Annotated in this window: 10 protein-coding genes and 1 pseudogene; 6 read left to right on the top strand and 5 right to left on the bottom strand. The window is 65.6% G+C overall.

Translation table 11 applies throughout. The features are described from left to right. Positions 1-84: 84 nt before the first annotated feature. Positions 85-1,023: a LysR family transcriptional regulator gene (locus tag QF047_RS14960; RefSeq protein WP_307278573.1), complete on the bottom strand. Its 939-nt coding sequence runs from the start codon at positions 1,021-1,023 to the stop codon at positions 85-87. A gap of 238 nt (positions 1,024-1,261) precedes the next feature. Between QF047_RS14960 and QF047_RS14955 the strand changes: the two genes are divergently transcribed. Further along, entirely contained in the window at positions 1,262-2,380 is a 1,119-nt protein-coding gene (locus QF047_RS14955; protein WP_307278568.1) for a PrpF domain-containing protein, read from the top strand. 12 nt (positions 2,381-2,392) lie between these two features. Beyond that, a complete protein-coding gene (locus QF047_RS14950; protein ID WP_306638537.1) occupies positions 2,393-3,835 on the top strand; it encodes an SLC13 family permease in 1,443 nt (480 codons plus the stop codon). 79 nt (positions 3,836-3,914) lie between these two features. On the opposite strand, the gene QF047_RS14945 is transcribed toward QF047_RS14950, so the two are convergent. Then, positions 3,915-5,168 carry an NAD(P)/FAD-dependent oxidoreductase gene (locus QF047_RS14945; RefSeq protein WP_307278563.1) on the bottom strand — a complete coding sequence of 418 codons (1,254 nt, stop codon included), beginning with the start codon at positions 5,166-5,168 and terminating at the stop codon, positions 3,915-3,917. Between the two features lie 241 nt (positions 5,169-5,409). On the opposite strand from QF047_RS14945, the gene QF047_RS14940 reads away from it, so the two are divergent. Then, positions 5,410-5,613: a cold-shock protein gene (locus QF047_RS14940; RefSeq protein WP_050056011.1), complete on the top strand. Its 204-nt coding sequence runs from the start codon at positions 5,410-5,412 to the stop codon at positions 5,611-5,613. Positions 5,614-5,790: 177 nt separating this feature from the next. On the opposite strand, the gene QF047_RS14935 is transcribed toward QF047_RS14940, so the two are convergent. Continuing rightward, positions 5,791-6,525, bottom strand: a complete 735-nt coding sequence (locus QF047_RS14935) for a FadR/GntR family transcriptional regulator (protein ID WP_306638539.1) — start codon at positions 6,523-6,525, stop codon at positions 5,791-5,793. Between the two features lie 193 nt (positions 6,526-6,718). On the opposite strand from QF047_RS14935, the gene QF047_RS14930 reads away from it, so the two are divergent. Further along, complete coding sequence (locus QF047_RS14930; RefSeq protein ID WP_307278549.1) at positions 6,719-7,255, top strand: gluconokinase; 537 nt, start codon at positions 6,719-6,721, stop codon at positions 7,253-7,255. Positions 7,256-7,297: 42 nt separating this feature from the next. After that, positions 7,298-8,701 (top strand): GntP family permease, encoded by a 1,404-nt coding sequence (locus QF047_RS14925; RefSeq protein WP_307278546.1) that lies wholly within the window; start codon positions 7,298-7,300, stop codon positions 8,699-8,701. A 79-nt stretch (positions 8,702-8,780) separates the two neighbouring features. Here QF047_RS14925 and QF047_RS14920 read toward each other — a convergent pair. Further along, positions 8,781-10,363, bottom strand: a pseudogene (locus QF047_RS14920) (alkaline phosphatase). 130 nt (positions 10,364-10,493) lie between these two features. On the opposite strand from QF047_RS14920, the gene QF047_RS14915 reads away from it, so the two are divergent. Next, entirely contained in the window at positions 10,494-11,141 is a 648-nt protein-coding gene (locus QF047_RS14915) for a LysE family translocator (RefSeq protein ID WP_306638543.1), read from the top strand. Here QF047_RS14915 and QF047_RS14910 read toward each other — a convergent pair whose 3' ends face one another. Beyond that, complete coding sequence (locus tag QF047_RS14910; RefSeq protein ID WP_307278543.1) at positions 11,142-11,528, bottom strand: TfoX/Sxy family protein; 387 nt, start codon at positions 11,526-11,528, stop codon at positions 11,142-11,144. Positions 11,529-11,555: the final 27 nt, after the last annotated feature.

Raw genomic sequence — 11,555 nt, 5'->3', positions numbered from 1 at the left:
CGCTGCCTCCGACAATTTCCGCGGAGGCAGAGCGAACGGTCTCCACAGAAAGCGTAGCAACCTGGTCTGCTTCAGAAGCAGTAACTAGAGGTAATCGCCGGCCCGTTCACGGGCAACTTCCAACAGGGTGGAATGGAAGGCAACTTCAGCCGGGGCGTAGACCTTGTCCTGGCGCTGCGCCAGCAGTATCCGCCGCAGCGGTGCGCCAGGCCCGAGGCTGAGTACCCTCACGTCGGGATGCTGGAGTGACACGGCGGTTTTCGGCACCATGGCCACGCCCATGCCGACGCTCACCATGGCCTGCGCCTCCTGGTAATCATTGGCCAGGAAACCAATGGTTGGTTCAAAGCCGGCGTCGTGGGCCGAGCGCTGCAGGACCTCCACCACCGGATGGGCCTCCGCCCGGACGATCCACGACTCGTTGCGCAGGTCCTCCATGCTGACCTGGTCCCGCCCTGCCAGCTTGTGGCCGCGGGCCACCAGGATCACCGTGCTCTCCTGGAAGACCTCGGTGACCCGGATGGACTCGTCCTCGAAGCGGTTCCAGGGGTAGTCCCAGAGCAGGCACAGCCCAGTGATGCCGGATTCCAGGTCCGCCACCAGCTCGTCGAAGCGGGCGCTGCGCAGTGAAAGGCCGATGGCAGGGTAGCGCTTCTTGAAGGTCCGGATGACGATGGGCAGGAAGGACCCGGCCAGGGTGGGGAAGGTGCCTACCGTCAGCGATCCGCGCTTCAGGCCGGCGATCTGGCCCAGGTCGGACTGGGCTGCCTTCATTTGCCGGACGATCTTACGGGCATGACCGGCGAGTACCTGGCCGGCCTCAGTGGGCACCACCCCGCGGGAGCGGCGGTTCAGCAGGGGCTGCCCCACCTCCTGCTCGAGCTTCCGCAACTGCTGGGAAACGGCCGAAGGGGTATACATCATCAGCTCGGCGGCAGCGGTGATGGATCCCTGCTCCACCACCTCCAGGAGCAGGGCAAGCCGCCGGATATCGAACAGCGGCTGATCCTCTTCGTTAAGCATCCGTTTGCCTCTCTCTGCTTTTCGTTCATTCACTGCAGGAAGCCAGTGAAACTGGAGCTGGCCGGGTGCTTCACGAGCCTTCATCGGTGCTCGAGCCAACCTGATGACTCATAGGTAGCAGTGAATGAAGCAACTCTACATTCCTCTTCACAAATCCAACATTGTCCTAAAGTGTGATCTGGCTCAATCTTTTCTCAGGCCCCCAAAAGTTATTGGGGCGAAGGAGAGGTGGAAGTCGATGAAGATCGAAGCGGAATGGATGCGTGGAGGTACCAGCAAGTGCTGGGTGTTCGAAGCAGAGCACCTCCGGGAGGGTGGCACCAGCCTCGATGTGCTGCTGCCGCGGCTGTTCGGCAGTCCCGACCCGCGCCAGATTGACGGCGTCGGCGGCGCGACCTCCACCACCAGCAAAGCCATCATCCTGCACCGGCCCGCGGACGGGGACGTCGACGTCGAATACACCTTCGCCCAGGTGGGCATCGAAGAAGCCGGTGTGGACTGGGGCAGCAACTGCGGAAACGGCTCCGCCGTCGTGGGCCTGTACGCGATCGAGAAAGGCTGGGTGGTCCCCACCGGAGACATCACCCGGATCGTCACCCGCAACACGAACACCAACCAAATCATCGTCCAGCGCGTACCAACTCCTGCAGGTGCCCTGCCCGGCATTCCCGAAGGGGAGATGCCCGGCGTGCCGTTCCCCGGCTACCCCGTAGGGCTCGGCTTCCAGGACCCCGCCGGCAAAACCACCGGGGCGCTGCTTCCCACCGGCGCCCCAACGGACACCATCGCAGCCGGCGGAACCTCCTGGACCGTATCAATGGTCGACGCCGGAGCACCGGTCGTGATGGTCCGCGCGGAGGAGCTGGGCCTGGACCTGGCCCGTTACGAGAGCTGGCGGGCAGGGGTGGATCTGCAGTTGGACACCCTGGAGCAGATCCGGCGGCAGGCAGCCGTGCGGATGGGGCTGGCCTCCACCACCGCCGAAGCTGCCCGGGCCATCCCAAAGCTCGCCATCGTGGCCGCCCCCGGCAACGCCGAACGCGGCTCCGACGTCAACGTCCTGATGCTCTCCATGGGCAAGCCCCACCCGGCCCTGGCCATCACCGGCAGCATCGCCCTGACCCTGGCCGCCCGCACCACGGGCACCGTCATGCACGCCCTCACAGGCGGAACCGTAGGGGCCACCCTGCGGCTGCGGACCCCCGCCGGGGTGATTGAAACCTGGAGCGAGGAGCACAACGGAAGCCTGCTCGTTGGCGTCGACCGCACTGCCCGCACTATCGCCACCACCATCATCCACCTCCCCGAGGTTTCCGGCCGCCCAGCAGCTGCCGCCCTCGCGGGAGCCACTCAATGAGGAGTAAGCACCATGACTAAGACTGCGCAACGCCCCACCGACACTGTTGAAGAGACGCGGGACCAACAGTCACCGCGCCCCAACCGCCGCCGTATCCTACTCATGGTGGTGGCCGGCCTCACCCTCCTGAGCCTGGCTGCCCTTGTGCTGGGAGGTGGCATCCTTAACCCGGCTGCCACCTCGGAACCGGAGCACACCATGACCGCCGTACAGATCATCCCGCTCGTCATCCTCGTGGTGATGTTCGTCGTCGCCACCAAATGGCCGCTGAACATCGGCGTGATGGGGCTGGTGGCGTCCTTCGGAGTCGGCTACTTCATGCTCGGCATGAGCGACAAGCAGATCCTCGAGGAATTCCCGGCCAGCATCGTCCTGACGATCATCGGCGTCACCTACTTCTTCAGCATGGCGCAGCGGAACGGCACCATCAACATCATCGTCCAGACCTGCGTCCGCCTTGTCCGGGGCAAGACGATGCTGCTGCCCTGGGTCTTCTTCCTGATCGCTGCCGCGCTGACGTCGCTGGGCACCTTCTCGCCGGCCGCCGTCGCCCTGCTGGCACCCGCGGCCCTCGGCTTTGCGTACGAGTCCCGCATCCACCCCGTTGTGATGGGCGCGTTCATTATCAACGGCGCCCACGCCGGCGGCTTCTCACCACTGTCCGTCGCTGGCGTGCTGGTGCACGACATCTCGGTAAAGAACGGCTTTCCCATTGACCAGGGCTCGCTCTTCGCGGCCAGCTTCGCCCTGAACCTCATCCTCTCCGCCCTCACGGTGGCCCTGTTCGCCCTCTTGGGTAAGCTGCGTGACGGCGAAGGCGGCCAGCATGCCGACATCGACACCACCAGCACCGGCCGCCCCCACGGCCAGCAGATCCTCACCCTGGTCCTGATCGCGGCAATGCTGGTGTGCACCTTGGGCTTCCACATGCCCATCGGCTTCGTTGCCCTCGCCGCTGGCCTCTTGCTGGCATTCGTGAACATCAAAGAACACCAGACCTTCATCGGCGGCATTTCCTGGTCTACCGTCCTGCTCGTGGCCGGCATGATCACCTACGTCTCCCTCCTCCAGCACGTGGGCGTCATCGACACCCTCGCCGAGCAGGCACTGGCACTGGGTGCGCCCCTGCTGATCGCCCTGGTGCTCTGCTACGTCATCGGTGTCGGCTCCGCCTTCGCCTCCTCCACCGCCCTGTTGACCGCGTTCATCCCGCTCGCAGGCCCTCTCTTGGCGTCCAGTTCGCTGAGCGCTTCGGGTACGGTGGCGGCCCTGGCGATCGCCGCGACAGTGGTTGACGTTTCCCCCTTCTCCACCGACGGCGCGCTGGTGGTTGCCAACGCCCGCGACAACGACCGCCAGCGCGTCTACAAGCAGCTGATGATGTACTCCGGCGGCGTGGTGCTGGTAGCTCCGGCTTTGGCCTGGGCCCTGCTGGTACCCACCGGCATCATGTAGCCAATACTCTCCATCTGGACCTACCGCAACGGCCCGTCAGCGCTTCGGCTGAGGGGCCGTTGCCGTTGAGAAGACGGGTTCAGGCGCGCCGGCCCGCGAGGTGCTCCACCACGTACCGGGCGTCGTCGCCCACCAGGCCAACCGTCGCGGAGGCGTGCCTCGTCAGCCAGGGCAGTCCTACCGCGTAGAGGCCGGGGACCTCAGTGACACCCTGGCTGTGCCGCGGGTAATTCCACTCATCCAGCACCGGGATGTCAAGGAAGCTGAAGTCCAGGCTGTAGCCGGTGGCCCAGATGATGGACCTGATGTTTTCCGCCTCCAGGTCCAGCCGGGCGCCGGACTCCGCGGGAAGCCACGGATCGTCCGGGACAGGGTCGGCAGCTGGCGCCTCGATGCCAGCCGCCTGGATGTAGGCGTCTGCCAGCCTCAGCCGCTGGCTGAACCCCGCCTCCACCAGCGCCAGGCGTCCGGGAAGATCGTCACTAAAGGTGAGGACGCCGTCGGCCGCTCCCTCGAAGCGGCCGTGCAGGCAGACTCCGCGGCGCCCGAGCTCCCGCATGTGGATGCTGTGTCCGCCGCCGTTGCCGGAGATCAGCGGATTGCAGAGGAAACGGCCGGCGGGGGAGGGGAGGTTCTCCACCTGAAGCCCGTTGAAGCCGTACTCCGGACCGTGGAGGTTCAGCTCGAGGATCCAGTGGAGGACGTCCTGGCCACGGTACCGGCGCGGGGCCTCGGGGCAGGTTGAAACGGACAGGTGCACCTGGCGGCCGGCGTCCAGCAGGTCCTCGGTGATCTGGCCGCCGGATTGGCCGGTGCCCACCACCAGGACAGCGCCATCGGGCAGCTGCCGCGGGTTGCGGTAGTCGTGGCTGTGCAGCTGATGCACGTGAGCGGGGATGTCCGCGGAGGCCGAGGGGACGCGCGCGTGCTGGAACGCGCCGTTCGCGAGGACCACATTCGCCGCGGCCAGCGGGCCGCTGGTGGTTTCCACCGTGAAGGTGCCGTCTGTCCTGCTGATCCTCGTAGCCTCTGTCTCCAGCTGCACCGGTGCGGCGATCCGCCGGGCGTAATGGCGGAAAAGCTCGATGACGGCATCGCGGGGAATGAAAACGTCCGGTTCGGAGCCGCCATACGGGAGCCCCGGGAGCCTGCAGAAAAAGTTGGGCGTGTTCAGGTAAAAGGAGTCCCACCGGTCCTGCCAGGCCCCGCCCAGCCCGCTCCGCCGCTCCAGGAGCAGGTGCTCCACGCCGTGCTGCGTGAGCCAGTAACTGGTGGCCAGCCCCGCCTGCCCGGCGCCAACCACCAGGGTGTTGACGCTCCGTGCTTTCTCCATGATGTTCTCCTGGTCAGGAGGGGTGAATCTGTTGGCAGGATACGCCCGTCCCGCCGCTGTGGTAATCCGTGTCCCGAAACTCCTGTAGTGTTGATCCTGTTGTTGTGTTTATGCAGTTGGTAGTTCAGGCAGTACGCGCGGTCGAAAGTCCGCGTTCTTCTGAAGTAGCGGTTTTGAACACCCCACACCGGAGGACCCGAAAGTCGGGACTTTTCCTCCACCTTCACGAAGGACAAAAATAATGGCTACTGGTACCGTCAAATGGTTTAACGCTGAAAAGGGCTTCGGCTTCATTTCCCCCGATGACTCCTCACAGGATGTTTTCGCACACTACTCTGCGATCAACTCCAACGGCTTCCGCTCCCTCGAAGAGAACCAGAAGGTTTCCTTCGAAACCGAGCAGGGCCCCAAGGGTCCCCAGGCCACCAACATCCAGGCTCTCTAATTTCTTAGGGAAACTGGGGCCTCAGGGTTTCAATTTTTGAGCAGGGCCGGTCACTGACCGGCCCTGCTTTTGTTTAACCCGGCCGTGCTACAACGGCTTGATGCGAAGGGTTGTCCCGGGAGGGTTGGCTCCGGCGGGTTCCGGCAGGCTCAACCACCGACAGGCTCAGCCGCCTGTCTAGTGCAGCCCCATCGCGTTCCGGACTTCGTCGAGAATGTGGTGCATGGCGGTTTCCGCGGCAACGGCGTCTCCTCCGGCCACGGCGGCAGCCACATCCTCATGTGCCTGGAGCGCTTCGTTCCTGGGCTTGAACGGCATGAGCCCCTGCTGGGTCCGGCTGGTCAGCACCTCGGCCACCATGCCTTCCAGGGCGAGGAACATTTCGTTGCCGCAGCTCTCCAGCAGCAGGCAGTGGAACTCGATATCGGCCGCGAGAAACGCCTCGAGCTCGCCTGCTTCGCCCAGCCGGCGGAGGTCGGCGGCAAGGGAAGTGAGCTTGGCCCGCTCGGCGGCGCTTGCGCGGCGTGCGGCCCCGGCTGCGGCAATGGGTTCGACGGCGATGCGCAGCTCCGTCAGGCTGCTGTACTGGACGTCCCGCCGGTCCGAGGCAAGCCGCCAGCGCACCAGCTTGGGGTCGAAGACATTCCAGAACCGGCGCTCCTGCACCACAATGCCCACCCGCCGCCGCGAGTACACCAGGTTCATTGATTCGAGGACTTTCATGGTGTCCCGCGCAACGGTGCGCGAAATCCCGTACTCGTGCTGGAGCCCTTCGAGGGTGAGCCGGCTTCCGGGCGGCAGGTCGCCGGAGGCGATGGCTACGCCAAGTGCCTCCACAACGCGTCCCTGCATGGCGGGGGAGGTCCCGCCGTCGTCCGCCCTGTCCTGGTCCTGTGGTGTCGCCGTCGACATCTTCCTGCCTTCCTTTGCGCGCCTGCGCGCGGTATCAGCTTACCGAACGATCAGCCAAAGGTATGACTTGTGACACTAAAAGATAGTATCTGTGGCGTAGAAAGGTGATACCTTATCTCCTGTGCGTTTTCCGCCAAGGATGCGCAAAGAGAGTTCTTCCCTAAGCCAACGGCGTCTTCTTCGGAGGTAAAACATGCAGTATGCAGCCACGCACCTGGTGGTGATGGGCGTTGCCGGTTCCGGCAAATCCACCCTCGCCGCAGCTCTGTCCCGGCAGCTCGGATGGCTCTGCGCCGAAGCGGACGAATTCCACCCGCAGTCCAACATCCAGAAGATGAGCCAGGGCATTCCCCTGCAGGACGAGGACCGCTGGCCCTGGCTGCAGGAAATCCAGAACTGGATGACAACCCAGGCCCAGGCGGGCAACAGCACCGTGCTCACCTGCTCCGCCCTCAAGCAGAGCTACCGCCGGCTGCTGGCCCAGGCCGAAGGCCGCGTCCTGTTCCTGCACCTCCACGGCGAAGCGGACCTGATCGGCCAGCGCATGCAGGGCCGCGAAGGCCACTTTATGCCGCCCACGCTCCTGCCCAGCCAGCTGGCCACGCTTGAGCCGCTGAGCGACGAGGAGATCGCCGCCGGGAGTCTCCGCCTGGATATTTCCAAGTCGCCTGAAGAGCTGGTCAAAACCGTCATCACCGCGCTGCAGCTCCCCGCAGACCAGGCGCCTTAGGCATTCCCCCAATCCCCAACAATCCTGTTTCAAAGGAGAACCATGACCATCGAAGGATGGACCCAAACGATGGGCGCAGGCCCCCTGCTGCTCATCGCAGCGGCAGCGATCGTTGCGCTGCTGTTCCTGATCATCAAGCTGCGGATGCACGCGCTCCTGGCCCTGATCGTCATCAGCCTCGCCACTGCCTTCGCCACCGGCATCCCTGCCAACCAAGTGGTGCCCGTCCTGATCAACGGCTTCGGCACCACCCTCGGCACCGTGGCCCTGCTCGTGGGCCTCGGCGCCATGCTCGGGCGGATCGTCGAAACCAGCGGCGGCGCCAAGGTCCTGGCCGACTACCTGATCGGGGTCTTCGGTGAGAAGCGCGCCCCCTTCGCGCTGGGCCTCGCCTCGCTGATTTTCGGGTTCCCCATCTTCTTCGACGCCGGCCTGGTAGTGATGCTGCCCGTCGTCTTCGCCGTGGCCCACCGCCTGGGCGGGGGAGTTCTCCGCTACGGACTGCCCGCTGCCGGTGCGTTCTCCGTGATGCACATCTTCCTGCCGCCGCACCCGGGCCCGGTTTCCGCCGCCGCCTTCTTCGACGCCAACATCGGCCTGGTGCTGATCGCCGGCCTGATCACCGCCGTCCCCACGTGGTACGTCACCGCCTACCTGTACGGCCTCTACACCGGCAGGAAGCTGGTCCTGCCCGTGCCGGAACTCCTCGGCCACGCCAGCGCCGACGCCGAGTCCCACCCGCCGCGCTTCCGCACCATCGTAGGGCTGCTGCTCCTGCCGCTGGTCCTGATCTTCATGAACACCGGACTCAACACCCTGGCATCCTCCGGCGTGCTCAGCGAAGCCGTCAAGAAAGAACAGTGGTTCCAGGTCCTGCGCACCATCGGTGAAACCCCGGTGGCTCTGCTGATCGCCGTGATCGTGGCTATGTTCGTCCTGGGCGCCAGGCGGGGCAAGGACGCCGGCGCACTCGAGAAGCTCCTCGAATCCTCCCTGGGACCGGTCTGCTCCGTCATCCTGATCACGGGTGCCGGCGGTATGTTCGGCGGCGTCCTGCGTGCCTCCGGCATCGGCGCCGCACTGGCCGACGTCCTGGGCAACCTGGGCATCCCGCTCATCCTGGCCGGCTTCCTCATCTCGGCTATCCTGCGCATCGCCCAGGGCTCCGCCACCGTGGCACTGACCACTACCGCCGGGCTCATCGCACCGGCCGTGGCGCTGGCCGGACTGAACGGCATGCAGGTGGCCGCCCTGGTCATCGCGGTCGCGGCCGGCTCCGTGGTGGTCTCCCACGTCAACGACTCCGGCTTCTGGCTGGTGGGCCGGTTCTTCGGCATGGACGTCAAGACCACGCTGAAGACCTGGACCGTGATGGAAACCCTGATCGGCGTGATGGGCTTCGCCATCGCGGCCGCGATCTTCCTGGTGGCCGGCCTGGCGGGCTGACTTCCCCAACTGGGTAGCGCCAGGTGCCGTTTTGAACCCTCAAAACGGCACCTGGCGCTACTTACTTTTAAGGGCGGGCCTACGCCTTGAGGCCGGGGACGCCGTCCTGGATCCGGAAGGATGCTTTGGTGCTGACCGGGGACCCCGGCGTCGTGACGTAGTCCAGTACCCGGAAGTCCGCCGTCATCGCGTCTCTGGTGATCCTGGTGTTCACGTATCCGCGCGAATCGTTGTAGAACTTCAGGTGCGGATTCCACGCCATGGTGGGGTCCGTGGTGGAGCCCGTGCCGTTGCCGGTGGACGTGATGGACGTGCATACCAGCTCCGAACCCGCCACCGGCGCGGCCGGATCCTTGTAGTCCACCTTCAGGTCGTTGGCCCAGTTGCGGTGCACGTCGCCGGTGAGTACGACGGCGTTGCGCACCTTCGCGTCCAGCCAGCCCTGGGTGATGCGGCGGCGGGAGGCGGCGTATCCGTCCCAGCCGTCCATGGAGACGTCGTCCACGTCCGGGGCCTGGTCGCGGTCCCGCTCGGCGAAGAACACCTGCTGGCCGAGGATGTCCCAGCGCTGGGTGGAGTTCCGGAAGCTGTCCAGCAGCCACTTCTCCTGCCCGGCGCCGGTGATGGTGCGGTCCTCGCCGAGGCGCTCGGCCACGTTCTTCCGCCAGCCGTCGCCGGCGAGCTGGTCGTCGCGGTACTGCCGGGTGTCCATCATGTGGAAGTTGGCCAGCTGGCCCCACTGGATGGTGCGGTAGATCTTCATGACGAACCCGGCCGGCAGGGAGGAGGCCCGCAGCGGCATGTTCTCGTAGTAGGCCTGGAAGGCGGCGGCACGGCGCTGGCGGAAGCGCTCGGTGGTGTCGTTGAGCTGGCCGGCGTCGCGGTTTTCCGGGATGTCGTCGGCCCAGTTGTTGTCCACCTCGTGGTCATCCCACACCACCAGCCAGGGTGCGATGGCGTGCGCGGCCTGCAGGTCGGCATCGGCCTTGTACTGGGCGTGCCGCTGCCGGTAGCCCTGCAGCGTGGTGGTCTCGGGGCCCTGGTGGTCGCGCGGGTTGCCGCCGCCGATTACGTAGCTGCCCTTCTTGTTTTCGTAGAGGTAGTCGCCCAGGTGGAGCACCAGGTCCGGGTGGTCCTCCGCCAGCCGGCTGTAGGCGGTGAAGTAGCCGTGCTCGTACTGGGAGCAGCTGGCGAAGGCCATGGCCAAGGCGGCGGGCGTCTCGTGCAGGGCCGGGGCCGTGAGGGTGCGTCCCACCGCGCTGATGTGGCGGCCGCTGCGGAACCGGTAGAAGTATTCGCGTCCCGGCTTGAGGCCTTTGAGCTCCACGTGCACGGAGTGGGCTGTTTCGATCCGGGCCTGTTCGGTGCCGCGGGCTACCACGGAGCGCATGTTCGGGTCTTCGGCGACTTCCCAGGCCACGGGAACCTGGCGTGCCGCATGCCGCCCAGGCCGTCTTCGGCGAGGGGATCCAGCGCCAGCCGGGTCCAGATGACGAAGCCGTCGGCCCACGGCTCGCCCGAGGCGATGCCGAGCATAAACGGATCGGTGCGAAGGCCGGCGTCGTCCGCGATTGATGTGGCGACGGCGGCACCGGGCAGGGCGGCGACGAGGCCGGCGCCCAGGCTGGCTGAAATCAGGGATCTGCGTGAGATGTTGTCCATGGGTTCGACGGTAGGGAGGCCGGTTGGACAGGGGTTGTTGCCTGAGTGAATCAAAAGTGAACGATTCAGCACAGGAGCAATCGGGTTTCGGCAGGCTGAACACCGGATCCCGGCCGCATATCCTTGAGCGGTGACCCTTCTTCAAGCTGTCTGTTCCTTCGCCATGGTGGCGGGACTTCTGACGCTGGTGCCCGGCATGGACACCGCCCTGGTGGTGCGCTCGTCCATCTCCAGGTCCCGCCGGTTCGCCTTTGCCACCGCAACCGGTATCAGTACCGGGGCGATGATCTGGGGCGCCGCCGCGGCCGTGGGTGTATCAGCACTGCTGGCAGCGTCGGAGACCGCCTACCGCCTGCTGACCATCGCCGGGGCGGCATACATGATCTGGCTGGGGTTGTCCCTGCTCTGGAAGATCCTGCGGCACGGCAAAGCCGCTGCAACTCCTGGGGCGGAAGCGTCGGTGCCCGGCCGGAACGAGCTGTTCGCCGGCTGGTTGACCGGGACCGGAACCAACCTGCTCAATCCCAAAGTGGGCGTGTTCTATATCGCCACGATCCCGCAGTTCATTCCGGCAGGGGAATCGCCGTTGCTGATGGGCGTCCTGCTGGCGGGGGTCCACTGCGTTTTGACGATGGCCTGGTTCACGCTTCTGATCTTCGGCACGGGCTATGCCTCCCGCTGGCTCCAGGGCGCCCGCAGCATCCGCATCATCGACAGCATCACCGGAACGGTCCTTGTGGGCTTCGGGCTCAAGCTCGCGCTCGAACCGGCCCACTGATCACTTGCCTGCTGCCCGGGCTTTCGTGGCCTTTGGCTCTTTGGGCGGGAGCGTGGAAATGTACTCGAAGGCCTTGTGGATCCAGGCTTTCGCCCGGGCGTCATCGCCGTCGCCTTCCTCGTTCCACATCTCCGGCGGTCCCGTGTAACCGCCCATCGGACGCTCAGCCGGCCCGAAGGGGACAGTCCGTTCCGCGCTTTCGAGTTCCTCCCGGTCCTCCGGGGAGAGCTTGATGCCGATGGTGGGTCCAAAAAGCCCGGCGAACATGTTGCCGTTCACGAACGCGCCCAGATTGCCGAACATGGGCTTGACCACCACGTCCTGGTGGTCCGGGACCAGGGACCTGAACCGCTCCTTGTCCGCGTCTGACGCTTTCGGCATCTCCATGCTGGTTCCCTTTCCGGCTCGGCTGTG

Origin of the sequence: Arthrobacter sp. W4I7, assembly GCF_030816215.1 — a bacterium.
GTDB classification, from domain to species: Bacteria; Actinomycetota; Actinomycetes; order Actinomycetales; family Micrococcaceae; genus Arthrobacter; species Arthrobacter siccitolerans_A.
Note: the sequence above shows the minus strand (reverse complement) of the source record. Positions and strands in the feature narration are given on the sequence as shown.

What these genes read in the sequence shown, in the direction of transcription:
- QF047_RS14960 (WP_307278573.1), bottom strand. Translation starts at nt 1,023, where the DNA reads ATGCTTAACGAAGAGGATCAGCCGCTGTTCGATATCCGGCGGCTTGCC.
- QF047_RS14955 (WP_307278568.1), top strand. Translation starts at nt 1,262, where the DNA reads ATGAAGATCGAAGCGGAATGGATGCGTGGAGGTACCAGCAAGTGCTGG.
- QF047_RS14950 (WP_306638537.1), top strand. Translation starts at nt 2,393, where the DNA reads ATGACTAAGACTGCGCAACGCCCCACCGACACTGTTGAAGAGACGCGG.
- QF047_RS14945 (WP_307278563.1), bottom strand. Translation starts at nt 5,168, where the DNA reads ATGGAGAAAGCACGGAGCGTCAACACCCTGGTGGTTGGCGCCGGGCAG.
- QF047_RS14940 (WP_050056011.1), top strand. Translation starts at nt 5,410, where the DNA reads ATGGCTACTGGTACCGTCAAATGGTTTAACGCTGAAAAGGGCTTCGGC.
- QF047_RS14935 (WP_306638539.1), bottom strand. Translation starts at nt 6,525, where the DNA reads ATGTCGACGGCGACACCACAGGACCAGGACAGGGCGGACGACGGCGGG.
- QF047_RS14930 (WP_307278549.1), top strand. Translation starts at nt 6,719, where the DNA reads ATGCAGTATGCAGCCACGCACCTGGTGGTGATGGGCGTTGCCGGTTCC.
- QF047_RS14925 (WP_307278546.1), top strand. Translation starts at nt 7,298, where the DNA reads ATGACCATCGAAGGATGGACCCAAACGATGGGCGCAGGCCCCCTGCTG.
- QF047_RS14910 (WP_307278543.1), bottom strand. Translation starts at nt 11,528, where the DNA reads ATGGAGATGCCGAAAGCGTCAGACGCGGACAAGGAGCGGTTCAGGTCC.